Annotated in this window: 23 protein-coding genes and 2 pseudogenes; 14 read left to right on the plus strand and 11 right to left on the minus strand. The window is 43.6% G+C overall.

The window, feature by feature from the left end; translation table 11 throughout:
* The first annotated feature begins 1 nt into the window (after window position 1).
* The 6 genes from parE (at window position 2) to urtE (ending at window position 7849) form a co-directional block, all read left to right on the plus strand.
* Complete coding sequence (parE, locus tag F894_RS01630; RefSeq protein ID WP_004281275.1) at window positions 2-1882, plus strand: DNA topoisomerase IV subunit B; 1881 nt, start codon at window positions 2-4, stop codon at window positions 1880-1882.
* Window positions 1883-2240: 358 nt separating this feature from the next.
* The gene (gene urtA, locus F894_RS01635) at window positions 2241-3521 is read left to right on the plus strand and encodes an urea ABC transporter substrate-binding protein (protein ID WP_004729110.1); all 1281 of its coding nucleotides are present in this window, start codon (window positions 2241-2243) and stop codon (window positions 3519-3521) included.
* Between the two features lie 94 nt (window positions 3522-3615).
* The gene (gene urtB / locus F894_RS01640) at window positions 3616-5247 is read left to right on the plus strand and encodes an urea ABC transporter permease subunit UrtB (protein WP_005105325.1); all 1632 of its coding nucleotides are present in this window, start codon (window positions 3616-3618) and stop codon (window positions 5245-5247) included.
* A 4-nt stretch (window positions 5248-5251) separates the two neighbouring features.
* A complete protein-coding gene (urtC, locus tag F894_RS01645; RefSeq protein WP_005245654.1) occupies window positions 5252-6325 on the plus strand; it encodes an urea ABC transporter permease subunit UrtC in 1074 nt (357 codons plus the stop codon).
* Window positions 6322-7140: an urea ABC transporter ATP-binding protein UrtD gene (urtD, locus tag F894_RS01650; protein WP_005245659.1), complete on the plus strand. Its 819-nt coding sequence runs from the start codon at window positions 6322-6324 to the stop codon at window positions 7138-7140. The genes urtC and urtD overlap by 4 nt, the downstream gene beginning before the upstream one ends.
* A 10-nt stretch (window positions 7141-7150) precedes the next feature.
* Complete coding sequence (urtE, locus tag F894_RS01655) at window positions 7151-7849, plus strand: urea ABC transporter ATP-binding subunit UrtE (protein ID WP_005245660.1); 699 nt, start codon at window positions 7151-7153, stop codon at window positions 7847-7849.
* 243 nt (window positions 7850-8092) lie between these two features.
* Here urtE and F894_RS01665 read toward each other — a convergent pair whose 3' ends face one another.
* The 4 genes from F894_RS01665 to F894_RS01680 form a co-directional block, all read right to left on the minus strand.
* Window positions 8093-8800 (minus strand): phospholipase D family protein, encoded by a 708-nt coding sequence (locus F894_RS01665; protein ID WP_004281281.1) that lies wholly within the window; start codon window positions 8798-8800, stop codon window positions 8093-8095.
* 66 nt (window positions 8801-8866) lie between these two features.
* On the minus strand, window positions 8867-9589 hold the full coding sequence (locus tag F894_RS01670; RefSeq protein ID WP_005245661.1) for a hypothetical protein: 723 nt from the start codon (window positions 9587-9589) through the stop codon (window positions 8867-8869).
* Window positions 9590-9760: 171 nt separating this feature from the next.
* A complete protein-coding gene (locus F894_RS01675; RefSeq protein ID WP_004281283.1) occupies window positions 9761-10273 on the minus strand; it encodes a GNAT family N-acetyltransferase in 513 nt (170 codons plus the stop codon).
* An 80-nt stretch (window positions 10274-10353) separates the two neighbouring features.
* Window positions 10354-11085 carry an outer membrane protein OmpK gene (locus F894_RS01680; RefSeq protein WP_005245662.1) on the minus strand — a complete coding sequence of 244 codons (732 nt, stop codon included), beginning with the start codon at window positions 11083-11085 and terminating at the stop codon, window positions 10354-10356.
* A 1005-nt stretch (window positions 11086-12090) separates the two neighbouring features.
* Between F894_RS01680 and F894_RS01685 the strand changes: the two genes are divergently transcribed.
* From F894_RS01685 to dsbD, 4 genes are all read left to right on the plus strand, one after another.
* A complete protein-coding gene (locus F894_RS01685) occupies window positions 12091-12456 on the plus strand; it encodes an HPF/RaiA family ribosome-associated protein (RefSeq protein WP_004647220.1) in 366 nt (121 codons plus the stop codon).
* Window positions 12457-12583: 127 nt separating this feature from the next.
* The gene (locus F894_RS01690) at window positions 12584-13126 is read left to right on the plus strand and encodes a hypothetical protein (RefSeq protein ID WP_004647221.1); all 543 of its coding nucleotides are present in this window, start codon (window positions 12584-12586) and stop codon (window positions 13124-13126) included.
* A gap of 21 nt (window positions 13127-13147) precedes the next feature.
* Window positions 13148-13903, plus strand: coding sequence for a transporter (locus F894_RS01695; RefSeq protein WP_004281287.1), 756 nt, complete (start codon window positions 13148-13150; stop codon window positions 13901-13903).
* A gap of 19 nt (window positions 13904-13922) precedes the next feature.
* On the plus strand, window positions 13923-15764 hold the full coding sequence (gene dsbD, locus F894_RS01700; protein ID WP_005245663.1) for a protein-disulfide reductase DsbD: 1842 nt from the start codon (window positions 13923-13925) through the stop codon (window positions 15762-15764).
* Between the two features lie 28 nt (window positions 15765-15792).
* On the opposite strand, the pseudogene F894_RS01705 reads toward dsbD, so the two are convergent.
* Window positions 15793-16988, minus strand: a pseudogene (locus F894_RS01705) (GGDEF domain-containing protein).
* A gap of 340 nt (window positions 16989-17328) precedes the next feature.
* Here F894_RS01705 and F894_RS01710 point away from each other — a divergent pair.
* Entirely contained in the window at window positions 17329-17898 is a 570-nt protein-coding gene (locus F894_RS01710) for an FMN-dependent NADH-azoreductase (protein WP_005245665.1), read from the plus strand.
* Window positions 17899-17958: 60 nt separating this feature from the next.
* Here F894_RS01710 and F894_RS01715 read toward each other — a convergent pair whose 3' ends face one another.
* A complete protein-coding gene (locus F894_RS01715) occupies window positions 17959-18870 on the minus strand; it encodes an alpha/beta hydrolase (RefSeq protein ID WP_005245669.1) in 912 nt (303 codons plus the stop codon).
* Window positions 18871-19026: 156 nt separating this feature from the next.
* Here F894_RS01715 and F894_RS01720 point away from each other — a divergent pair, with 156 nt between their 5' ends.
* Entirely contained in the window at window positions 19027-19464 is a 438-nt protein-coding gene (locus tag F894_RS01720) for a DUF2147 domain-containing protein (protein ID WP_005105342.1), read from the plus strand.
* A gap of 73 nt (window positions 19465-19537) precedes the next feature.
* Here F894_RS01720 and F894_RS01725 read toward each other — a convergent pair whose 3' ends face one another.
* Together F894_RS01725 and F894_RS01730 are read right to left on the minus strand one after the other, a co-directional pair.
* Window positions 19538-19888, minus strand: a complete 351-nt coding sequence (locus tag F894_RS01725; RefSeq protein ID WP_005245670.1) for a Spx/MgsR family RNA polymerase-binding regulatory protein — start codon at window positions 19886-19888, stop codon at window positions 19538-19540.
* A gap of 473 nt (window positions 19889-20361) precedes the next feature.
* Entirely contained in the window at window positions 20362-21180 is an 819-nt protein-coding gene (locus F894_RS01730; RefSeq protein WP_004281295.1) for an exodeoxyribonuclease III, read from the minus strand.
* 40 nt (window positions 21181-21220) lie between these two features.
* Here F894_RS01730 and pyrE point away from each other — a divergent pair, with 40 nt between their 5' ends.
* Window positions 21221-21871, plus strand: a complete 651-nt coding sequence (gene pyrE, locus F894_RS01735; protein ID WP_005245671.1) for an orotate phosphoribosyltransferase — start codon at window positions 21221-21223, stop codon at window positions 21869-21871.
* Window positions 21872-22331: 460 nt separating this feature from the next.
* Here the strand turns inward: pyrE and F894_RS01740 are convergent, their stop codons facing one another.
* Window positions 22332-22541: a cold-shock protein gene (locus tag F894_RS01740; RefSeq protein ID WP_004281299.1), complete on the minus strand. Its 210-nt coding sequence runs from the start codon at window positions 22539-22541 to the stop codon at window positions 22332-22334.
* A 546-nt stretch (window positions 22542-23087) separates the two neighbouring features.
* On the opposite strand from F894_RS01740, the gene F894_RS01745 reads away from it, so the two are divergent.
* Window positions 23088-23420, plus strand: coding sequence for a hypothetical protein (locus tag F894_RS01745; RefSeq protein ID WP_005245676.1), 333 nt, complete (start codon window positions 23088-23090; stop codon window positions 23418-23420).
* A gap of 171 nt (window positions 23421-23591) precedes the next feature.
* Here F894_RS01745 and F894_RS01750 read toward each other — a convergent pair.
* Window positions 23592-24538: pseudogene (locus F894_RS01750) on the minus strand (copper resistance protein B).
* On the minus strand, window positions 24525-26291 hold the full coding sequence (locus tag F894_RS01755; RefSeq protein ID WP_005245686.1) for a copper resistance system multicopper oxidase: 1767 nt from the start codon (window positions 26289-26291) through the stop codon (window positions 24525-24527). Before F894_RS01755 ends, F894_RS01750 begins: the two are co-directional and overlap by 14 nt.
* Window position 26292 lies beyond the last annotated feature (1 nt).

Consider the following 26292-nt stretch of genomic DNA (forward strand, 5'->3'; position numbering starts at 1 on the left):
CGTGTCTCAATATACGGCTCAATCTCTTGAAGTTTTATCTGGTCTGGATCCGGTCCGTCGTCGTCCGGGCATGTATACCGATACTTCTCGTCCCAACCATTTGGCACAGGAAGTGATTGATAATGCTGTCGATGAGGCACTGGCAGGGCATGCCAACAAGATTACCGTCACGGTCTATAAAGATGGTTCTTTATCAGTCGAAGACAATGGCCGTGGTATGCCGGTGGATATTCACCCTGAATATGGCCAGAGCGGTATTGAAATTATCATGACCAAACTGCATGCCGGCGGTAAGTTCAGCACCGATAATTACCAGTTTTCCGGTGGTTTGCATGGCGTTGGGATTTCAGTGGTCAATGCGCTTTCGACCCGGGTAGAGGTTGAAGTTCAGCGTCAGGGCAATCTGTATAAAATGGCCTTTGAAAATGGCGAACCGGTTGCACCGCTTGAAGTACTGGCAGGTAAGGCACCGAAACGGGTATCAGGAACTACTGTACAATTCTGGCCTGAAGCCAAATATTTTGATTCTCCTAAATTTGCCCTCAAAGCTTTAAAACATAATCTCAAAGCCAAAGCTGTTTTGGCGGCGGGCTTACAGATCAACTATGTTGATCAGATCAATGATGAAAAGATCACCTGGCAGTTTGAAAATGGTCTGGTTGATTATTTGATGGACGAGCTGGAAGACCGTGAAATTATTCCGGCACCGGCGTTTGTTGCCACAGGCGATGCGGAACGTGCCAGCGCAGAATTTGCAATTTGCTGGAATGTCGAAGGGGGTGAAAGCGTCCAGGAATCTTATGTCAACCTGATTCCGACCGCACAAGGCGGAACGCATGTGAATGGTCTGCGTTCAGGCGTCACCGATGCGATGCGTGAATTCTGTGAACTGCGTAATTTGCTGCCGCGGAATATGAAACTCTCTGCCGAAGATGTCTGGGACGGCGTCAATTATATCTTGTCGCTGAAATTTCAGGAGCCGCAGTTCTCGGGTCAGACTAAAGAACGTCTATCGAGCCGTGAAGCAGCTGGAATTGTGCAGAATATTGCCAAAGATGCCTTTGCATTATGGTTGAACCAGAATTCTGATATCGCCATGCAACTGGCAGAAATGGCCATTTCCAAAGCCGGTCGCCGTCTCAAAGCAGCGAAAAAAGTAGAACGTAAGAAAATTGTCGCGGGTCCAACCTTGCCGGGGAAACTGTCGGACTGTGTAGGCCATGATCTGGATCAGTCAGAACTGTTTATTGTGGAAGGGGATTCTGCGGGTGGTTCGGCCAAGCAGGCGCGTGATAAGAACTTCCAGGCGATTATGCCAATTCGTGGAAAAATCCTGAATACTTGGGAAGTCTCTTCTGACGAAGTTCTAGCATCGCAGGAAGTACACAATATTGCGATTGCCATTGGCGTTGATCCGGGTTCGGATGACTTGTCTGAACTGCGTTATGGCAAGGTCTGTATCCTGGCGGATGCCGACTCGGATGGTTTGCATATCGCGACTTTGCTGTGTGCCTTGTTTGTAAAGCATTTTCCTACACTGGTCGAGGAAGGGCATTTATTTGTAGCGATGCCGCCATTATTCCGTATTGATGACAATAAAGATGTGCACTACGCTTTGGATGAAGATGAGCTGAATAGCATCCTGAAAAAATGCAAAACCAAGAATCCGCAAATCACCCGATTCAAGGGTCTGGGCGAGATGAATGCCAGTCAGTTACGTGAAACCACGCTTGATCCAAACACGCGTCGTCTGGTGCAACTGGATCTGGATGATGCTCATCATACCGCAGGGTTACTGGATAAACTTTTGGCGAAAAAGCGTGCCAGTGACCGCAAAGACTGGTTGGAGCAAAAAGGTAATCTGGCAGATTTGGTGGTTTAAACTATCGAATTTAAGCAGTAAAAAATCCCGCAAGCGCGGGATTTTTTGTTTTAAAACAGTGCAAAAAATATTCAAGGTGCTGCACTTTATTTGTACATCATCTTCTATCTTAGTTTTGGCATATTTTGATTGGTCTTTATGCAACTTATTTAAAGTTGAGTCTGAGTTCTACATTGCAATAGGGCTTTAAGTCTTTTTAGTATGACTAAATACATGATTCATAATACAAATAATGAGATCAGTTAAAGTGAATTTTTTTATTTTTTGAAGCCTTGGCACAGAAATTGAATCACTCCATCCAGATGTACAACAAGACAAGCATGAAACATGCACCATTATAAAGTTTGGAGAAGATCTGATGTTCCAACGCAATTTATTTTCAAAAAGTATTTTAGCCGCAACCATGGCAGGGGCTGTTGCATTAACGGGGTGTTCAAAATCTGCTGAAAAAGCAGAAGCCCCGGGCGCAGAAAGCAAAGTCGCAGACAGCGGCGACACAATTAAGGTCGGGATCCTGCATTCATTGTCAGGCACGATGGCAATTTCTGAGACCTCACTGAAAGATACGGCCTTAATGGCGATTAAGGAAATCAATGATAATGGTGGGGTACTGGGTAAAAAACTGGAACCTGTGGTGGTCGATCCAGCATCTGACTGGCCACTGTTTGCAGAGCAAGCACGTCAGCTGATTACCCAAGACAAAGTCGCGGTAATTTTCGGTGCATGGACGTCGGTGTCACGTAAATCTGTCTTACCAGTGGTTGAAGAGCTGAATGGCTTATTGTTCTATCCTGTACAGTACGAAGGCCAGGAACAATCCAAAAATATTTTTTATACCGGTGCTGCGCCTAACCAGCAAGCCATTCCAGCCGTGGAATACTTGATGAGTGAAGAGGGCGGTAAAGCGGAGCGTTTTGTTCTGCTCGGTACAGACTATGTGTATCCACGTACAACCAACCAGATTTTACGTGCTTTCTTAAAGTCTAAAGGCGTGGCTGATGCGGACATCATGGAAGAGTACACGCCATTTGGTCATAGCAACTATCAAACCATTGTCGGCAATGTGAAAAAATTCGCAGCTGGTAAAAAGACCGCAGTGATTTCAACCATCAATGGTGACTCCAACGTACCATTCTATCGTGAATTGGGTAATCAGGGCATTAAAGCCTCTGATATTCCCGTCATGGCGTTCTCGGTGGGTGAAGAAGAACTGCGTGGTATTGACACCAAGCCATTGGTCGGTCATTTGGCGTCATGGAACTATTTCATGTCAGTGAAGAATCCGGTCAATACAGAATTTACCAACAAAATGAAGCAGTATGCAGTGGAATTCAAACTGCCGAATGCAGACAAGCTCGTGACCAATGACCCAATGGAAGCAACTTATGTCGGGATTAACATGTGGAAGCAAGCCGTTGAAAAAGCAGGTTCTACAGAGGTCGATAAAGTCCGTGAAGCGATGGCAGGTCAGGAATTCAAAGCCCCATCCGGCTATACCTTAAAAATGGATGCGACGAATCACCACTTACACAAGCCAGTCATGATTGGTCAGATTCGTGGCGATGGTCAGTTTGATGTGGTCTATAAGACGCCACAAGCCATCCAGGCACAGCCTTGGAGCCCGTACATTCCGAAATAACAGCTATCTTTTGCCTGCCACAGCCGTGGCAGGTGTCCTCTGATTTTTTTCTTACTCTCCACGGAAAATTTCCAATGGAATAGGGGTGAATATAATGAATATTCGCGTGAATATCGCCGCTATTTTTCTGGTATTTGTACAGGTTATTTGTGTGCAACTGGTATCAGCAGAACAATCCTCAAATAGCACTGCATTGACTGCAGCAATACAACAAGATGCAATCCAGCAATTTGTGCAAGGTGATTTTGCCCAGCGCCGTGCTTTACTGAAGCAATGGCCGGGCAGTATTGAGCAGTTAGATCAGCTTGCAGAATATGTTGAAAACGAGCAGCTTTATAGTGGGGCTAATGGTCAAACCTATATTTTAGAATCGGACGAAAAATTACTCAGCTATCCGAGTCTAGGCATCGTTGCAGATTGGCCGAGTGACTTATCACAAGTGACTTTGGTGAATACCTTGCGTAAAGCGCTCAACTTTGGTTTGGCACAAAGAAAACTCAAATCTGAAGATGCTTCCGAGCGTTTAGAAGCGATTGATATTTATGAAAGCAACTTGGCAGAGCTGAATGTTGCTCACATCAATGCCCTGTATTTGAACGAACAAAATAACAAAGTCAAAGCCCGTTTGGCCCAGCTTAAAGCGCGTCTGGATTATCAAGATGCAGATGTCTTAGTTAAAATTCAAGCGGCGAAAGCCTTGCAAGACTCCAATCGTCCCGATGTCTTGGCGATGATCGACAATGAGCTGACACAGCCGAATATCCATTCTGAGCTGAAAGCGGCTTTGCTTGAAGCGAAAAGCAGTATTAAAACCCGGATTCAAGCCAGTGAATGGACTGGGCATTTATTTTCAGGGCTGAGTACTGCGAGTATTTTACTGCTTGCAGCACTCGGTTTAGCCATTACTTATGGTTTGCTCGGTGTCATCAATATGGCGCATGGTGAGCTCATTATGATTGGCGCCTATACTACTTATGTGGTGCAAAGTCTGTTTAAAAGCTATTTGGGTAGCTATGTCGAGTGGTACTTAATCGCCGCGATTCCTGCGGCATTCTTGGTGAGTGGACTGATCGGTATGTTGATTGAACGTACCGTGATTCGTCCATTATACGGTCGTCAACTTGAAACCTTGCTTGCAACCTTTGGGGTCAGCCTGATTTTGATGCAATTGGTACGCATGACTTTTGGTGCGCAAAATGTCGAAGTGTCGAATATTTCGTGGCTATCAGGCGGGATCTCCATTACCCCAAGTTTAATGCTGCCGTATAACCGTATTGCGATTATTGTCTTCACCATTGCAGTGCTTTTGTTGTTGGTTTACCTACTGAATAAAACCCGTTTTGGTTTGTTTGTACGTGCGGTGACGCAAAACCGTCAAATGGCACAAGCCGTTGGTATTCGTTCAAGCCGTATCGACATGATGGCCTTTGGTTTAGGTTCAGGTTTGGCCGGTTTAGCGGGCTGTGCTTTGGCACAAGTGGGTAACGTCGGGCCGGATTTAGGGCAAAACTACATTATTGATGCCTTCTTGGTGGTGGTTGTCGGTGGTGTAGGTCAGGTGTGGGGTGCAGTCCTTGCAGCGCTTGGTCTAGGTATTAGTGGTACCGCCTTGGAAATTGGCATTGGTGCGGTACTGGCAAAAATTGTTCTCTTGGTGCTTGTGATTTTGTTTATTCAAAAACGTCCACAAGGTTTGTTTGCCATCAAAGGCCGTTTTGTGGAGTAAGCACATGAAGATTACACAATTATTATCCGACAAACCGCATAGTGGCATTGCGATTGCCGTATGCTTTGCCATTTTATTGGCATTGCCATGGTTACACCTGTTACCTGCCGATTCAACCCTGCATTTATCTGCGTATTGGGTCACCTTGATTGGCAAAATCATGTGTTTGGCTCTGGTCGCTTTGGCACTGGATTTAGTTTGGGGCTATGCCGGAATTTTAAGTTTAGGACATGGTTTGTACTTTGCCCTTGGCGGTTATGCCTTTGGGATGTACTTAATGCGCCAGTCTGCAGGGGATGGCATTCCTGACTTTATGCGCTTCCTTAGTTGGACGGAAGTGCCATGGTTTTGGGTCGGTACGGAATACTTCCTTTGGTCATTGGTATTGGTGGTATTAGTGCCGGGCATCATCGCCTTTATTTTCGGCTTCTTTGCCTTCCGTTCCAAAATTAAAGGCGTGTATTTCTCGATTATTACCCAAGCTATGACTTTTGCCGCTGCATTACTTTTCTTCCGTAATGAAACCGGCTTTGGTGGCAACAACGGCTTTACCGGTTTTAAAACCATTTTAGGCCTGGACATTACCTCGGCATCGATGCGGGCAAGTTTGTGCTTTATCACCGCTTTGGTATTGTTGCTGTGCTTTATTGGTTTACGTCATTTAATGAATAAACCTTATGGCCGTGTACTCGGTGCAATTCGTGACAGCGAAAACCGTCTGCAATATTTGGGCTACCGTACCTTGTGGTACAAGCTCTCGGCATGGGTGCTATCTGCGGTGATTGCAGGCATTGCAGGGGCACTGTATGTGCCACAAGCCGGCATTATTAACCCAAGTGAAATGAACCCGGTGAACTCGATTGAAATGGCAGTCTGGGTGGCAGCGGGTGGACGTGGCACGCTGATTGGTCCATTGATTGGGGCAGGCTTAATCAATGGAGTAAAAACCTATTTTACTTCGGCTTATCCTGAAGCATGGCTGTTGATTTTGGGTACGTTATTTATTGTAGTGACCATCTTCCTGCCAAAAGGCATTATTGGTCTGTTTGACCGTTTTAAAAAGGAGCGTAGCGAATGAGCGAGATCCTACAACCGCATGGTGGTCATGCCACTGAAGGCTATGGTCGTCCTAAAGAACAAGGCGCGGACTTTACCCACGGTATTGCGCTGTATTTAGAAAAAGTCAGCGTCTGGTTTGATGCTTTTCGTGCCTTAAATGATTTGTCGCTCTACATTGAAGAAGGGGAATTACGCTGCATCATCGGGCCGAACGGGGCAGGTAAAACCACCCTCATGGATGTGATTACCGGTAAAACGCGACCAACCGAAGGCACAGCATTTTTTGGGCAAAACTACGATTTAGCCAAAATGAGCACTGAACAAATTGCCGAAGCAGGCATTGGGCGTAAGTTCCAAAAACCGACCGTGTTTGAAAATTTCACCGTCATGGAAAATCTGTTACTTGCTGCACCCAAAGACAAACGGGTGAAAAAGAGTTTCTTTAGCAAACTCGATCCCGATGCACAAAATGCTTTGGATGAATCATTGACGCAGATTCGTCTGCAAGAGTTCATTAATAAACCTGCTGGCTTGCTGTCACATGGTCAAAAGCAATGGTTAGAAATCGGCATGTTGCTGATGCAACGTCCAAAACTGATTTTGCTTGATGAACCTGTAGCAGGCATGACCGATGCCGAAACCGAACGCACGGCGGAGCTGTGTTTAGAACTCAAGAAAAATCACACCCTCGTTGTGGTCGAGCATGACATGAGCTTCATTGACACCATTAGTGAAAAAGTCACGGTACTGGCGCAAGGGGCAATTTTGGCAGAAGGCACATTGGCAGAAGTACAAGCCAATGAAGATGTCATTGAAAAGTATTTAGGGCGTTAAGGAGCTTGCGATGTTAGAAGTCAAAGACGTCAATCAATTTTATGGTGGCAGTCATATTTTACGTGATGTGTCGTTGACTGCACCTGTGGGTGAATGTTCGGTGGTGCTTGGACGCAATGGGGTGGGGAAAACCACGCTCCTTAAATGTCTGATGGGTATTTTACCGATTAAATCCGGACAGATTTTGCTGGATGGTAAAGACATATCCAAGCTCGGTCCTGAACAGCGTGTACGTGAAGGTTTGGCTTATGTGCCACAAGGTCGAGATATTTTTTTAACGCTGACGGTGGAGGAAAACATTCTCATTGGTATGGCGAAATTTAAAGGAGCAAAGACACGCAAAGTGCCTGAGCATTTGTATGAAATTTTCCCTGTCTTGGAGGAAATGAAGCACCGCCGTGGAGGAGATTTGTCCGGTGGGCAGCAGCAGCAGCTTGCCATTGCACGTGCACTTGCTTCTGAACCGCGTGTGCTGATTTTGGATGAACCGACTGAAGGTATTCAGCCGTCAATCATTAAAGATATTGGCCGGGTCATTCGTAAACTGGCAGATGGGGGTGAGATGGCGATTGTGTTGGTAGAGCAATTCTATGATTTTGCTGAAGAACTTGCTGATGCTTATACCGTGATGGCACGTGGGCAGGTTGTAGCGCAAGGTGTGGGCAGTGAAATGCCTGAGAAAGGTATTCGGGAGTTGGTGGCGATTTAAGGCTTTTAGCTCCTTCTCCTATGGGAGAAGGCGGGGGATGAGGGTTTATCTTTATTTACCTCTCCCTAATCCTCTCCTAGAAGGAGAGGGAAAAAGCCTCCCTAAGCAAGATATAAGCACTGCTTTATATCGAAGCGTAAGAAAGGGAGGTTTGGAGGGATTAAATTTTAAATCTCCTCTTACGAAGCAGAGCTTCTCATCTCTTAAAGAGAGGGGAATTTTCTTTTTTGAATAATGGAGGGATTAGATCTCCGTATTTTCATTCCATAAAAAATAGCCGCCGTACTGACTTGGACGGTATTCACCACCGATGGATTTGCCTTGGTCAGTTAAAAAATGTTTACCCGTGTCATTCAGCTTTAAAAAGCCTTTATCCACTAACTTTTCAAGTAAATCTGCTGTTTTAATTTTATATTTGGCAGCCAGTTTGGAGGTGGTCAATTTACTAAAGGCATTAGCTTCTTCATCAGTTTGACCTAAATCCTCAGTGTTCGGATTAGCTTTGACTTCATCTAAGCTGATCCGGACTTCTTCGCTAATCCGAATAATACGCTGCGCTTCTTCATACGCATCTTTAAAAACCTCATCATCTTCATACTTACGAACTGAAATGCCCATTTCATTGTTATTGACCTGGCTAAATTCATATAAATTCAAACTCGAAATAATACATTCCGATTCATTGAGATAGCACTTTGCATGCAGGTTTTTGCAGAAACTCAAACGCACATAGTCCAGTTTTTGAATCCATTTGATTTCTTCAGGATGCAAATCACTTTTGCCATAGACAATCCGAACATCAATTTTTAACCGGTCTTTGTCTTCTAATAATTCTTTAATACGGTCATTGAGACGTAAATACGGACTGATTAAAATTAGACGTTCTTTGGCATTTTTAATGAGTTCTTCTAAGAAAAAATTGGTTGCACTGGTATTTAGAAATTTAGCCATATTTTCCCTGTAATATTTTGAATATTATGTTTGTTATAGGGGAATAAGATATCGCTGAATCAGCAATCACTCAACCTTTAAATACATGCCATCCGCTGAGACATTATGGCCAAAACCGCAAGACATTGGATTGTTGCTATTCACCACAATCTGTTGTCCAATTTGAGCGTTAAACTGAAATTTCAAATCAATTTTGCAATCTTCTACGCTGTAATTGGCCTGAGCTTTATTCAGCGACATACGGGTTAAAAATTCTCCCATATTTGGTCCATAAATCAGACTGCGTAAACCCATATAGAGTCCATTAAACTCAATCTGGTAGGCATTAGAAGCTGGTTTAACCTCCATCGTATTCCACTGACCAAAACCTGCATAGCGGACATATTTCCCTGCAAGATTCTTTGGTTTTTGTGGTGCAGGCAATTGCTTCAGATTGAACTGGCTGGCTTTAGCATTCGGAAAAACGGAAAACCAGGCGCGTGCCCACTGCGGATTTCCAAGCTTGGCATAACTTAAACCGACATTATTAAATGCCGTGGTGATATCACGTTCAGAAAAAGCTGTACCCTCATCTTCTACATTCATCGCACAAAAAGATGACCAGGCGGCTTGTTGCTCAAATTGCGCTATAGCCTTTTGATATTGTTTTTGGTCGTAGAATTTCTTGCCATTATTTGCATAGCTTTGCACTTTGCTACAGCCTGAACGGAGCTCTTTTTCAAAATCTGAATCAGCAAAAGTGTGCGCGCTTAAACCTAAAAGACCGATAGACAATAGAGATTTATACATGGTGTTATTCAGTATGATTTTTAGCTGAATAAAACATAGCTGCTCGTATAAGTAAATAGAACTTGTGCTTATTAAACTGGATAAGAACAAAATATCGTGATGGCCAAGTATTAAAAGCTGAAGAGTAGTGTCCAGAAAGCAGTTCTGGAATAGTTTTAAACTAAGAATGAATCAAGCTTGATCCAGATTGAGTTGTAAGAGTACCAAATCACGCCATTGCCCAAACTTCTGTCCGACTTGCGGCATATAGGCAGTTTGAACGAAGCCCAGTTTTTCATGCAGACGAATCGATGAGTTGTTTTCAGAATCAATCGCCGCGACCATGATATGCAGTTTCTGTACTTGAGCCTGTTCAATTAAATATTGCAATAATTTAGAACCCAAACCTTGCCCTGCATAATCTGGATTTAAAAAGATGGAATGTTCTACCGTCTGTTGAAAGCCCTGAATACTACGAAACTGATCATAACAGGCATAGCCAGCAACGACTTGATTTTGAGTATCTTCAACCACAAAAACCGGGAAATTCTGATTTTTAAGCTGTTTAAACCAGATTTTGAAATAGTTCAAATCAAAGGCTGTTCTGTTCCAGGTCGCAGTACCATAGAGTACTTCCTGATTATAAATCTCGAGGATGGTTTCAAGATCATGTTCGGTCGCAGGTCGAATATCAAAATCAGGCATATTCTTGTTCTAGTAGAGGTGAGCTGAAATCACAGTTTAAAAAAAGCAGAACCGGAGTTCTGCTTTCGATCATACATCAATTAGAAATGATATTTCACAAGTGCGCTGACGTCATTTTGGTCTACGCCTTTATAACCATATTTATTGTTCCAAACTGAATGTTCGATACCTACATAAAGTTTAGTGTCTGGAGAGATATGCTTACCTACATTCCATTTGTACTGGCTAGTCCAGTTCAATTCACTAGCATGGGTATCTTCAGCCGTTGACCAATCCAGGAATGCATCAACAAGGAAATCTTCAGTACCTAACTTAAATGGTACTGCGTAAGTGATGGTCATTTGATAATCATCTGCAGTGTTATCATTGTCAGCTTTGTAGAAGTTAATGTTTGCATATTGAGTATATGGAACATTTAAAGCAAAACCAACACCATACAAATAGTTATTAAAGCCTTCGCCACCTTCCCAAGTTGTCGCAACGAGTACGTCCTTGATTAGACCAACTTCAAGTTTAGTTCCTGAAACTGCACTTAAGCTTAAACGCGGTGCAACCTCAAAATAGGTACTATTACCTTCTGGATCATTGTTAGTACGATCAGCGAAAGCAAAGAAATCACCATATTTTAAACCTGCCGCATATTCAGCAGTAACTGTTGTTTGATCAAGCTTTTCATCTTGAGTGAGAAATGGTGATTTATAGTTTTCACCATAAAGACCTGTAATGCTAAAGTCCTGCCAAACTGGTTTTGCTTGAGCAAATGCTGCAGTTGAAGCCAATGCACAAAGTGCCGCAAGTTGTGTAAATTTCATTTAAATCTATCCCCCCGAGAAAGCAGAATAAGCATACAGATTAATAAGTAAAAATAAAGTTAAAAGTGATCGCTGACTTAAATATATTTCAGCCCCCATGAGTTGAATGCAGACGATCATCTTCCTCAGTTTTCATTGCCTTTTGCTGATATTTCTCTAAATTATTATTTTTTAAATAAAGTTGAATATGTAGCGTCTTAAAAGACTGAATGTATAACTAGAAATATAAAATCACTTCAATTCAGGATGATGAGTTTAGAAAACCAGTAAAAATAGGGGGAATATACAGATTGTTTAGTAATTAATTTGAGCCTGAGGCTGAATAGCTTTGTTCTGTTTGTGTAATGAGGTTAGTTCTAAAATCTCAAATGACGGTCGTTTTATAAGCCTATTCTCAGCGTCGTAAAATAAGAGTGATCGGTCTTATATTTCAATTGAAAATCATTTTTGCAGTTTATTATTTTCGAATGACGAAAGAGTATTTTTCCCGGTTCTGCAAAAGCAACTAAATAATGATAAAGCATATTATCTCTTCAGAACTGTAAGGCTGACTAGGCGCTGATCTTATAAGAAAAACTATTAGATAAAAGTGAGCTAATTTTCATAAAAAAATACTTTTAATTTCTTTTTTTAGGTTTCTTGGTCGAATGTTATTTAAGCGATTTATCGGTCTGGCTTAAAAAACATTTCAAACTAAATTGTGTGAAGAGTTGCGCAATTGCTGTTTGAAAAATCCTGTATTTTTGAGCTGAGTAAGCAGTTGTCACAATGGATTATTCTTTTGCTAAAAAACCAAAATATCACTTGCATATTTCCCAGATACAGCCGATATTCAAGATATAAGGACACGATTCTGCAGACTCAAAAATGTGTTCATCATTCAAAATGGAGGGTGTGATTCCAATCATTTGAAGAAGTGAAATGCGATGCGAAACAGCAAGCTACAAACGTGCCAAGATAAAAAATTTTGCACTCAAAAGTTACAAAGATTGAGGATGGTAATATATGAATATTGAACTTCGTACCGATAACCACATTCAGAATAGTGATCGTTTAATTACTTATGTACGGGAAGAATTAAATCAAGAATTCCAGCGCCACAGCGAACGTATTACCCATTTTTCAGTCCATCTCAGTGATGAAAATGGCGCCAAAGGCGGCGATGACGATATTCGCTGTATGATTGAAGCGCGTCCTGCAGGCTTGAAACCTGTCGTAGTCAATCATCGTGGCCATAATGTCGATACTGCGATCCATGGTGCAATTGACCGACTAAAACGTAGTCTGGAACATGTGATCGAGAAAAAAGACAATGTTCGTCCTGGTGCTCTCGAACTAGCAGACACAGATACTGCGGATATCGAAGACTAAGCCGAACCGATTTGAAAAAGCCCTGCGGGGCTTTTTTCGTATTAAACAAAAATATAGTTATGAGAAGCACAACAAATCCTGCTTTATTCGGCATAATAGTCGAAAACGAATCAAAGTGAGCTCCATCATGTTAACTGCGCAACAACAACTTTTTGTGCAAGCACTCGAAGAATTAAATCTGGACCAGGTCAAACAGCTGCTGGCAGATGGACTCAACCCGAATTTTATTGATCATGACAAAGGCCCGGTGATTTCGGTCTGGTCAGATGGCCTGTTTAAATGGTGGGAAGAAGTGTGTGAGCTGTATGAAGCCGGAACACCACTTTCAGAAGAGGAGAAACAGGCACGTTTGGCGGTACATTTACAAATTCTGGAAGAACTGATCCAGGCCAAAGTGAATCTGCATTTGTGGGATGCAGAAGAAATTTATGGTCCACTCTGGGATGCCGCAAGTGCCGCATGCGCGCCAGCTGTACAGCGTTTACTGGATGAAAAAGTCGATCCAAATAGCAAAGATGAAGATGGCATGACTATTTTATCTTCAATTAGTGATCTATTCTTTGATTGTGATTTTGATGAAATCAACTGGTCAGAAGCCTTGGATGAAGAAAAACAGACGCTAGAACTGCTTCGCAAGCATGGCGCAAAAATGACCAAAGAACTCAGTTAAATTTTAATAAAGAGCTCCAACATGACAACATTAAAAACCTTGGGTTTGATTGCACTGGCCGGTTGTAGTGCACAGCTTTTCGCAGCAGATTTTGAATTTGATCGACCAGGTGAGGGTCTCAGTACTGGAATTACTCCAGTCGGAAATGTCGCTTGGGAGCAAGGCTTGCCTACAGCGCGTTATAGCAAGTCGGGCGATCAGACCGCGACCACACTCAGTGCAGATATGTTGTTACGTACCGGACTCAGTGATGATCTGGAATTGCGTTTAGGTTGGGCTGGCCCGACCTGGACCCAAGTGAAATCCAATGGCCAGACCGAAGAAGATGATGGTCTGGGCGATGTTAGTATTGGTCTGAAAAAGGCCATTGATTTGGATGATGACAAACTCAGTATGGCTTTGCTGGCCGAAGCCATCATTGCAACAGGCAATGCCGGTTTCACCAATGAAGAAGATATTTACAGCCTAGGTTCTGTCGTGTCGTATCAATATAATGACTTGGTCAGTACCGCATTGACCATGCGTTATGAATGGCAGGACAGCAACTGGGCAGTGTCTGCGATTCCTTCTCTAGGCTACCGCATTACTGATCGCTGGTCAGGTTATTCTGAACTGATTTACCGTAAAGCTGAAAGTGTCGATAATCAATACGCGCTCGGTACCGGGGTTATGTATGCCTTAAACGACCGTGTCCAATTGGATGCGAATGTCGGTGTAGATCTGGATGGTGCAGATCGAAGTTACTTCTCAGGCTTAGGTTTCTCTGTGCTGTTCTAAGTTATTCAACTCACAGATGATGAAATACTCGCAGTTCCCGACCTGGGGGAAAATGCTTGCCCCGGTTATTTTGGGAAGCACCTTGTTCAGCAGTCCTGCTCAGGCGGAAACGGCATTGTTGTCTGCCGAGCAGGCTTTTCCTGTGAGCGTGATCTCCACCAGTCAGCAGCAGGCTGAACTGAGCTGGCAGATTCCGGACAACTATTATCTGTATCAGCATAAAATTGAAGTTTGGCAGGGCAACCAGCCGGTATCGTTTGAGTTGCCACCCGCTGAAGATTTGTATGATGATAACTATGGACATACCCAGGTTTATTATCAGCAGTTAAAGTTTCAGATCCCGACTCAAGCGGGGCAATCCTATCAGGTCAGTTGGCAAGGCTGTGCCAAAGACCGGATCTGTTATCCGCCACAAACCATTCAGTTCAAGACCGATTTGTCCGGTCTGGTGCAATTCGAAGCTGCCGGATCAGGAGCAAAGCGTTTACTTGATCTGAATACTTCATCACTGCAACACAATACCCTGTTTAATACAGTGGATTCCTCAGAATCTACAGCAGATGAAATCTCTGCATCAGCCAACACACAAACCGAACCTTATGCAGCACAAGACCAGAAATGGTCAGCCCAGTTGCTTGAGCGCTCTTTGGGCTATGGGCTTTTACTGTTCTTCGGCTTGGGAATTTTACTGGCTTTCACCCCGTGTTCCTTGCCGATGCTGCCAATTCTGACCTCGTTGATCGTACGTGACAGTAAAGGTCTGAAAGCCTGGATGATTGCACTGACTTTTGTCAGCAGTATGGCCGCTGTCTATGCAGTACTTGGCCTAATTGCGTCTTCAGCTGGTCTGAACTTCCAGCGCTGGTTGCAGCAACCGGGAACTCTGATCGCATTTAGCATCCTGTTTGTCCTGTTTGCGCTGAATCTGTTTGGCCTGTTTGAAATCAAATTGCCGCAACGTCTGGTTCATCGTCTGGATCGGGCACAGGCCATGCAGCAGGGAGGTAGTCTGGTCAGTGCCGGCGTTATGGGCATGATTTCGGCGCTTCTGGTGGGACCATGCATGACCGCACCGCTGGCAGGTGCATTATTGTTTATTTCCCAGACGCAAAGTCAGTGGCAGGGGGCTTTACTGCTGTTTACCCTGGGTTTTGGAATGGGGACGCCTTTATTACTGGCCAGTATTCTGGGTGCACGGATTCTGCCTAAAGCCGGGCACTGGATGAATCAGATCAAAGTGCTCTTTGCCTTTATCATGCTGGCGCTGGCGCTGTATTTTATTCGCCCACTGATTTCAGAAGCCGCTTTACAATGGTTATCCCTAGCTTTGGGTATGACCTTCGTGGCTTATGTGCTGTTCCGGATTTTCTGGCATCGTACCGGTTTGAGATGGCTATATATCCTGTGTCTGGTACTGGCCGTGCCCTATATCGCTTATAGCCAATATCAGCACAGTCAGCGGTTTTTTGTGGAGCAGGTGAGTACAGAAGTCAACTGGCATGTGGCACGTAGTGCAGCAGAATTTCAGCAGATTTTGAACAAGGCACCACAAGGGCAAAAGATTATTATTGATGTCTACGCCGACTGGTGTGTTGCCTGTCAGCCGATCGAACATCGTATTTTAAAATCTACAGCGGTACAGCAGGCGCTTGCGCCATATTTCCTGATCAAGCTGGATTTAAGCCAATATAATGTCTCTCATCAAGCGCTGTTAAACCAATGGGAAATTCTCGGGCCGCCGACGTATTTATTCTTGAATGCGCAGCAGCAGGAAATTAGGGGTTTACGTTTAACCGGTGCTTTTAGCGAGGCAGAATTGCTGGCACAGCTGCAAGCACTGGCTCAAAGTGAAAATCCATAATTTAGTTCTTAAAAAAAGCTGAACCCGTTTAAGAAACCTGCATCTGTACTGGCACCGGTTCAGCATAAGCTTTGACCAGATTACGCCCACCGGCTTTGGCCTGATAAAGCGCCTGATCGGCCTGACTCAATAATTGTTGTGGGCGTAATTCCGCGCTAGAAATGGCAATCCCGAAACTGGCGGTCACCGGAATCAGCTCATCCTCATCACTGAAAATCTGCAATTGCTGAATGGCGATGCGGCAGCGTTCAGCCACTTGTTCGGCTTTTTCCAGACTGGTATTTTTAAGCACCAAAATAAATTCTTCCCCGCCAAAACGGCCGACTACATCACTTTCGCGCAATTGCTGGTTCAGCACAGCACTCACTTCAACTAAGGTTTCATCGCCCTTATGATGGCCATAGTGATCATTAATTTTCTTGAAATGATCCAGATCCAGTAAGACCAAGGCGTAATTCGGAGTTGCTGCGGCATTCAGTTTATCCAGACATTGGTTGATGCTACGGCGGTTAAACAGGTTAGTGAGCGGATCAATCTGACTCAGTTGTTTGGTCAGCTGCTCACGATGCCGCCATTGACTGAGCAGAATCTCGAATAAGACCATACAGACGGCCAGAATTGGCAAAATGAAATACAGCATCGATAACAGCCAGAAACCATTATAGAAAAGCTTGTCATCGATATTAAATAGCGGTGAATAAGGCAATTGATGACTGAAACTTAAATAGGCGCATCCGCCCAGGAAAATGGAGGCAGGAATCAGCATGCTATACACCAGCGTGCGGTGAAACAGCACCAGACCGACCATAATTAAGCAGACATAGGCTGTGGTAGCGACCGGACTGATCACGCCGACAATATAGGCATCCCGGCATAGCGAAACCACAAAGGTGCCGACTGCCAGATAGGGTAGATAACGTTCCACCAGACGGTTGCCCTGAAATTTATAACAGGGATAAATCAGCACGGCTAAAATCAATAAAAAACTGCCGTTCAGCACGACTTGTGAATGAACCCGTTCAATCTGTACATATTGCCAATACTCAGGATTGAATAAAACAAAGAGATCCCAGCCGAGCCAGTTCAGATGTACACCGCATCCCCAGGTCAGCATCAGGATGCATTTTTTTAAGATTCCTCAGTTCATCACGACTTCATCTTCGACCAGATATTTCTTGATTCTGTGTTTGAGCACTTTTCTAATACAGGCGAGATTCGCTTCATGGTCCCGGTCTGAATTTAATTGTTAGGGCAGATTTTTCAAGACTTGTTGGATGTTTATAGCTTTATTTACACAAGATAATATAAGTTTGAATACTTGATAAACAACAATATTTAAAACGTTTTCGTGATTTAGTTGCTACCTGATCTGCTCAGTTTTTGCCTATAGTGCAAGCGGTCTATGCCATACCAAAAGGTTCCAAGCAAAATAAGAGAGGTTAAGAGGCATGCAGTTTTGTTCTAAATTCAGGATGATGTGTTTTATTGGTGCTAATTATTTCAATATAGTCAATCGTTAAAATGGCTGCATTGTTAGAAACAACCAAAGATAAAGAGCGAAGCCATGAAAGTTTTACAGATTGATTCCAGTATTTTAGGAGATGCTTCTATTTCGCGTCAGTTGACTCAGGCCGTGGTGGAACAATTGCAGCAAAAATATGCTGAGGCCATTGAAGTTGAATATCTGGATCTGGCGGCACAGCCTATCCCGCATCTTACCGCCGAAATTTTAATGGGCCAGAATGCAGAACAGGCGGCATTGGGCGACGAAATTTTAGAGCAATATTTGCAGGCGGATATCGTGGTGATTGGTGCAGCGATGTATAACTTCGGTTTGCCATCGACCTTAAAAGCCTGGATTGATCGGATTTGTGTCGCGGGACGTACCTTTAAATATACCGAACAAGGTCCTGTGGGTTTGGCGGGCAATAAAAAAGTGTATATTGCCAGCAGCCGTGGTGGTGTCTATGGTGAGCAAAGCCCGGCTGATTTTCAGGAAGCTTTCCTGAAAACCGTATTTAACTTTACCGGTGTGAATGATATCGAGGTGATTCGTGCTGAAGGCGTGAACATGGGCGAAGCGGTTAAAGCACAAGCGCTGCAAAATGCATTGCAGCAGGTTCAAGCGATTTAAAACTTTGAACCTCTTTTCAAAGGTCAGCTACGGCTGACCTTTTTATGTTCTGAATTATGCTTAATCCCGATCCAGACGATGGGCAAATTTTGCAAGATCACTCAGTGCCTGTTTAGCTTCATCGAACCAGGCACTGAACATCTGGAAGTTATGCCACATGCCGGTATACAGTTTAAATTCGACCTCGACACCTGCTTGCTCCGCTTTTCCCCTAAACCGGGTGGCATCATCCAGCAGAATTTCTTTAGAACCTACCTGAATATGAATTGGCGGTAAACCGCTTAAATCGGCAAAGAATGGCGAGACTTCCGGATCACCTCGGTCAATTGCACGCGGGACATAATATTCAATACCTGTTTCGACAGTTTCCAGTGACAGCAGGGCATCATGCTTCTGGTTATAACGTAAAGATTCACTGGTCAAGGTCAGATCCAGCAGTGGAGACAGCAGAATCAAACCGCTAACTTGGGGACGATCTTCTTTTTGCAGTTTGAGTGCCAGCGCCAGCGCCAGATTGGCACCGCACGAATCGCCGGACAGAATGATATCTTTGGCCTGAACACCTTGATCTAGCAGCAGATTATAGACATCAAACAAGGCTTCCAAGGCTTCAGGATAGGCGGATTCGGGTGATAGCGGATAATCGACATGCAGCACCTGCATCTGGGTTCGAGCCGCAATTTGAGTCATAAAGGCGCGATGGGTATTTAAAGAACCTAAGTAAAATGCGCCGCCATGAATATGAAAAATCAGTTGGGTCGATTCCTGCTGCGGCTTAATTTCTTCCGCGCGCAGTCCGGCCAGTCGGAGCGAGCGAATCTGTACCGTTTTATCCTGAGGGAAAAGTTTGCACATCTGTTCCAGAGCAATACGCATCGAACTCGGTGGAAGACTGAATCTGCTCGGGGCACGAATGGCCGTTTTTAAAAAGCTTTCTGTAATTAATTGTTTCGTTAGCGGGCTTATCTTCATCTTCCTTCCATCTTTTTGTGCTTTTATTGATCGTGTAGATTATTTACCAACCATATTTACAAGGTTACACTAAATAGTCACACCTAAAAATTGAAAAATTGTTGTGACTTTTTAATACTACATGGGTCTATTTTCAGACTAAGGAAATGAAGAAAAATGAAAAAAATAGCGCTTACGTTAGGACTACTAGGCTTATCTGCACTGGCTAATGCCGCGGATCCTTTAAATGGCACGGTATGGAAAACCATTGATGATAAAACCAAGCAGCCGAAGGCGATGGTTAAATTCACTGAACAAAAGAATGGTACTTTGTCAGCCAGCATTCAGTCGGTGTTAACTCCAGGTGAAGAAAATGCCTGCAAGAAATGTGAAGGTCCATATCACAACAAATCTCTGAAAGGCTTGACTATTGTTAAAGGTCTGAAAAATGCTGGTGGTACCAGTTATGACAGCGGTTCGATCCTAGATCCGCAATCTGGTAAAACCTATAAGTTGAAAGGCCAGCTGGCAGACGGTGGCAAGAAACTTGAGCTACGTGGTTTCATCGGCGTAGCGGCATTGGGTCGTAACCAGACCTGGATTCGTGCCAACTAATTTATTTTAAGCAGATATACAAAAGCCTGACCGATGTCAGGCTTTTTTTATGAGTGTTATTCAATACATGATATTAGCGGGCTAAGCCACGATAAGCTGTTTCATCAAAACCGGCAATAAATCCTGTAGAGGTCGCCAAGATTGGACGTTTAATTAAACTGGTATGGGTAGTTAATGCATTAATTAATGCATCTTCACTCGACAGGGCGGTTAGTTGCTCTTCTTCACTAAGTTTACGCCAGGTGGTGCCTTTCTTGTTCAGGACCACATCCTGACCCAAGGCATCTAGCCAGGTTTTGATGGTTTCAGCATCGATGCCCTGTTTTTTATAATCATGAAATTCATAACTCAGACCTTGCTCAGTCAGCAGATCAAAGGCTTTTTTCATCGAACTGCAATTTTTAATTCCGTAAATTTTTAACATAGCTGCCCTCTAAAAAATTTAAATCATGAACTAGCTTAACCAAATTGGCAGCAGCAGACCATGCAAAAGCAAATGAAAAAAAAGAAAAAATTTTAAATAGCAGAAAAGTCATGTCATCAAAATGACATCAAGCAGCTTTAACATGAGCAGCAAGAAAAAGAACAATCTAAATAATAAGAAAAATAAAAATTTGGGAATGATAGAAATAGAAAACCCGCATTTAATCATCCTGATCATGCGGGTCTCAATCCAACGTCCAATGTCACATCCATGCAAAACAAGCTAAATCTATAGTCTGTTTTATTTTCGTCCTACGGCGTCCTGTCCTTATGTTGTCGTCCTGACATGTCCTTGTGCCGTAGCGCTATAATGCTATGTTATTACATTGAGATAAACCCAAAAAATACGTCATGTCATGTAAGAGATAAGCCTTAATTGAGTGAACAGTTGTTCACTCAATTAAATAATCCAGATTATAGTTTGTAGTCGATAATCACTGGAGCATGATCGCTAAACCATTGTTCTTTATAGACCCAGGCATTAACGGTTCGCTCTTTCCAGTCTGGAGAGCAGGCATGATAATCAATCCGCCAACCAACATTCTTGGCACGCGCCTGACCACGGTTTGACCACCAGGAATACAGCTCGGCTTCTTTACGCACTTCACGGAAAGTATCGACATAACCAAGCTCATCGTAGATATGATCCAGCCAGGCACGTTCATGCGGCAAGCAACCCGAGGCTTTCTGGTTACCCGACCAGTTTTTAATATCAATACGTTTATGCACGATATTATAGTCACCGCAGACAATCACCGATTTATTTTCATCGCGCCACTGTTTCAGAATTTTTGCGTATTCTTCCAGAAAGTGATCTTTACGTGCTTGCGCTTCATCGCCTGATGAACCCGAAGGCAGATACAGGGAACAGATCTGTACAGTTTGATCTAAACCCAAGTCAAATTCAGCGGCAATAAAACGGCCTTGTGAATCGGCCAGTTCAAAACCCAGGCCATCAGTTAAAGATACAAAAGGCAGACGGCTATAAATGGCCGTACCGGCATAACCCGGACGCTCGGCAGGAAACAGGTGCGTGTACCAGCCTTCAGGCTTGAATTTGTCCGTCCACTGCGCATGCGTGATCCGGCTTTCCTGCATGCAAATCACGTCGGCATCCGACTGTTCCATCCATTCTAATAGACCTTTGGTGACAGATGAGCGTAAGCCGTTGACATTAATTGAAACGACGCGAAGAATTTTTTGATCACCTGGATAGCTACTCTTTGGTATCATGCGCAAGTCTTACCTTAATTAATGGATTTAGGAGCACCTCATGTCAACGCCAGCTCAGTTTAACCCACAAGCTTTTATCGAACTCGCATTATCACGCGGTGTGCTTAAATTTGGTGAGTTTACTTTAAAATCGGGACGTGTGAGTCCCTATTTTTTTAATGCGGGTCTGTTGAATGATGGTGAAGCCTTGACACTGCTGGCTTCTGGCTATGCTGCAAAACTGATTAAATGTGACCATGTTGAAGTGATTTTTGGACCTGCCTATAAAGGCATTCCTTTTGTGGCAGCAACTGCTGTGGCTCTGTCGCAAAATCATGGGGTAAGTGTGCCGTGGGGTTTTAATCGCAAGGAAGCCAAAGACCATGGCGAGGGTGGCGTATTGGTCGGTGCTTCTGTAGAAGGTAAAAAAGTCTGGATCATTGATGATGTGATTACCGCAGGCACAGCGATTCGTGAAGTCGTCACCATCCTGAAAAATGCCGGTGCTCAAATTGCCGGTGTACTTGTAGCGCTTGATCGTCAGGAGAAAGGTCAGGGTGATTTATCTGCGATTCAGGAAGTACAGCAAGAGCTTGAGATTCCTGTACATGCCTTAATCACTATGAAAGATTTAATGGACTATCTGGAAGCGAAAGGCGATCTAGAAGCTTTGGCGAAAATGGAAGATTACCGTGTTAAATACGGGATCTAAGCCTGGATTGGTATAGAAGAGGAAGCTTGAGCTTCCTTTTTTTATAGATACTAGATTTTCTAAGTATTTGAATTTATTATCTCTATCTATTCTTGTAAGCATTGGCTTACATTAATTCCAGCACTTTGCGGCTGTTTTGAATAGTGGAAATTTCCTATGATAGCTTTAACAGGAACAGGAGGTTCCGCACAAGAATAACAATAGATAAATACAAGGAAAGTAAGGTACGACAGGAGTTATACCAAGCGAACCCATACGGAAAACCCCTGGCAGGATGCTAGGGGTTTTTCATTTTTATCTTTTATAAAGTCCGACTGAGCAGCAGTAATTCAGAAGCATGATTCTTAAAAATTCACTATTAATGAGCTAAACAGACAAGTAGAAAACCTTTCACCAAAATTATGAATCTTCAGTGCTAAAAAAAGCACCTTCAGGTGCTTTTTCTTATTGCTGGGCTAAATTATAGCGCAACGATATTGATCGCATTTGGACCTTTTTGACCATCAACCACGCTAAAAGAAACACGTTGACCTTCAAACAAAGTTTTGAAACCAGAACTGCTGATTTCTTTAAAGTGTGCAAAAACGTCAGGACCTGATTCTTGTTGAATAAAACCAAAACCTTTAGTTTCGTTAAACCATTTTACTGTACCGGTAACTGTAGTAGACATAATATAACCTGTTAAATTTTAATAATTTTAGTCATGCAAATGACTATGGATAACTTGGAAAAACAACAAGAATTGAAATAAAGATCTGAAAAAACGGAGGATTATAAATAATACTGCGGCACTTAAAGAAGCTTAACTAAACAACGCTTTTTTCTAGTTAAAGACAGCATAGCCTAAATCAGGAAATATTCAAGTTTTTTATATTTATTATTTATTTTTCTTATAAAAGTGGCTCAATTCTTCTTTTTTAAAGAATTTCAAGCTGATTTGCTTGAGCTTTATCGGTTGTATTTAAGCTTTAACCAAGTTAAACAATAAATACACGTTGTGTTTACGTTACTTTATGTTAATCAGAATCGTTCAGTACTTAGCAAGATTTTACTAAGTCAGTGTATTTTATAACTTTGGGTAAATTAACATTTGTAGCTTTAAGATAGTTATCGTCATTGCTCATGTATAAAAATCCACCTATATTAAAATTCAATTGGAAAAATTAACTATAAGAATTTCTTAATTTTAATTTAAAACCAAATACGAGTGAGTCTCATGGATTACTGGAACAGTGTGTTACTTATATCCATCATCACCATGGTTGGACTGGCCATGATCATCCTGTTTGTCGGATGTAAAATGTGGAAGAACTTGGTGGTCACTTTACTGATTGCCACCTTGATTGGATTTCTGATTGTATTTGCGATCAATTTTATTTTTGGCGATCGTCTTCAATTTCTATGGGGTGCCCCTGAGACTGGTGATAGTAATTTTATGCTGGAAATGGGGCTGCTGAGCCTGTTAATTGGCGGCGTGAGTACCTTCATCATTATGTTAGGTACTTTGGTAGCAAAAAGTAATAATAGAAATCAAAACGATGAAGACTAGTTTTTCGCAAAATAACAAGTCTCTTAATGAGCGGGAAAGTGCAGAAAAACATCGCATGTACAGTTCATAGGCTTAAAAAATCTTTCTCAGCCAAATGTATAGTGCCATAGCGCTACGGGGCATAAATGGAGCTTCATATCCCGTAGCTGCATAATTTTCTGTATCAAAAATTTAGAACATCATTCTTAGACCTGCACCATAGATCCAGCCTTTTTCAGAATCAGAGCTTTGCTGCCAGGCTGTCTGTTTGTGCCTTTACTATATTCATAACCCACTTCCAGATAAGGCATGAGCTTTTTGCTCAGTTCATAGCGTGTTTCCAGGCCCAAGGTGGCATGACTAAGGCCGGTTTTTTTCGCATTCGCTGCCTGATCATTCAGGATGACATCCAGTTCGACAAAGGGTTGCATAATCAGTTTCTGAGTCAGTAACAGGTCACGCTCTGTTTCCAGTTTTAATCCGACAAAGTCATCTTCACCAACATAGAGATGAGCATTCGTTTCGAAAAAGTAGGGGGCCAAGCCATGCAGGCCAAATACTGCATCGAAGCGCTCGTTCTGCCGTTGTGTAGCAGGCTCGGCTAAATTTTCCTGTCGATAGCGCACCCCGGTCTGCACATCCCAAAAATCGGAAATATTGCGGCTATACAACACTTTGGCATCATATTCGGCCTGATGGGATTCATGTTTGTCGGCTTCTAACTTGAGGAAGATTTTATTTTCATCCGTGCCGACTCTGGCCTGGTTCTTGGACTTGAATGCTCCATTTCTCTCTGAACTATGCTGCCATTTCTGGTCCAGAATAATCTGGCTATAAATCTGTGCACCATGTTCTTTACGATGATCATGTTCGCTGGCAGAACTGACTGAATTTTGTGGCGTGCTCAGCACCTGCTGTTGATGCAATAACTTTGGTGGCGGTTGATAGGATGAGGCATCTGCTGTTCCAGTATGCTGTGCGTGGTTATCAGCCATGTTTTGCATGGCATGATGTCCGCTATGATGCTGATGTTCAGCATGGCTTGTATGATCGCTAGAAGCTGCCGCAAAAATACTCAGACTGCTTAGGGTAAGCGCACTGCTGAGCACTGACTTTACAAAAAGATTAGTGATGTGCATGGCTTTCTCCTTGAGCAGCTGCTGGTTTTGAAGGCATTTTTTGTGAAGAAGGGTGAGATGTTTGATCTTCATCTACATGTGCCACAATCAGCTTGTTCATCATGCCGGCACTCATGTGATAGAGCAGATGGCAGTGAATCGCCCATTCTCCCAGTTCGTCTGCTGTGAGCAAGGTCGTGACCGTTTTCCCGGGCGGCACAATCACGGTGTGTTTATTTGGCATATTTGCAGCAGACTGACCATTTTCCAGCTGCATAAACATGCCATGCAAATGCATCGGATGGGCCATCATGCTGTCATTGATAAATTTCAGCCGGATCCGCTCGCCATATTTCACTTGAAGTGGCTCGGCATCACTGAATTTTTTACCATTCATGGTCCAGATGTAGCGCTCCATGGTTCCACCCAGACGAATCACCAGTTCACGTTCTGCTGCGCGGGTATCAGGTTGTGGTGTCAGGGCTTTGAGGTCTTGATATTGCAAGGCTTTGTGCCCTGCAGGCGTAGACATATTGGCCCAGCCCTCAACCGGCTGATGAGGCTGATTGGTTCCGGACATGGCATTATGACTTACATGCATGTCGTGCTGGGCATGTTGATCATGTTCACTTGTGGCAGTCTGCATGGTCTGACTGCTGTGTGTGTCATGTGACATGTCATGTTGTTCGCCATGTCCCATATCTTCCATGGTCAATAAGGCACGAGGGCGCGGTGTTGGTAATTGAACCGGAGCCGGGGCTTTACTTGAATCAGTTGCCTGATGCAGACTGCCAATGGCAAAGCCTGAGCGGTCGATCGATTCCGCTTCAATCTGGTAATGCACTGCAGTGGGTTCCACAATCACATCATAGGTTTCAGCGGTTCCGATACGGAATTCATCTACATTGACCGGCTGCACCGGTTGTCCATCGGCACTGACCACGGTCATTTTCAGCTGGGGAATACGCACATCGAAAAATGACATGGCCGAGGCATTAATGAATCGCAGGCGGACTTTTTCATTGGGCTGGAACTGGCCACTCCAGTTTTGTTGCGGCGTTTTTCCATTGACCAGAAAGGTATAACCGGTAACATCAGACAGGTCGGTTTTCAGCATACGCATTTGGTTCCACATCTTGCGGTCTGACCAGGTGGCCTTGAGACCGTCACGTTTTACCTGCTTAAATACATCGCCCACGGTTTCGCGCTGGTTCTGATAATATTCGGCCGATTTTTTTAAATTGTTCTGAATCTGCTGGCTGCCCTGTTCGTGAAAATCCGACAGCATCACCACATAATCCCGCTCGGTTTGTTCATGTGCAGGTAGCGATATCTGGGCTCTGGGGCGAATCACCAATGCGCCATAGAGGCCGTCCTGTTCCTGACCTTTGGAATGTGCGTGATACCAGTAGGTGCCGTTTTGACGAACCTTGAAGCGATAAGTAAAAGACTGCTTTGGTTTGATCCCCTGAAAACCGTTAAATCCGGGCACACCATCCATCAGCCCGGGCAGGAGCAGGCCATGCCAGTGCAGCGAGGTATCCTGATTGTTCAGGTTGTTTTGTACATGAATGACTGCATCATCACCTTCTTCAAATTCCAGCAAGGGTGCAGGGAATTTTCCGTTTACAGTGATTCGCTTGACCGTCTTTCCGGTGAGATTGATCGGGCTTTCATCAATGACCAGATGATATTCTTTTACGGCGGCAAACAGGGCAGACGACGAGATGAGACCGAAGCCCAGACACAGGCTTTGACTGATTTTAAGTAACATA

This window comes from Acinetobacter sp. CIP 51.11 (assembly GCF_000369665.1).
Classification (GTDB): Bacteria; Pseudomonadota; Gammaproteobacteria; order Pseudomonadales; family Moraxellaceae; genus Acinetobacter; species Acinetobacter lwoffii_S.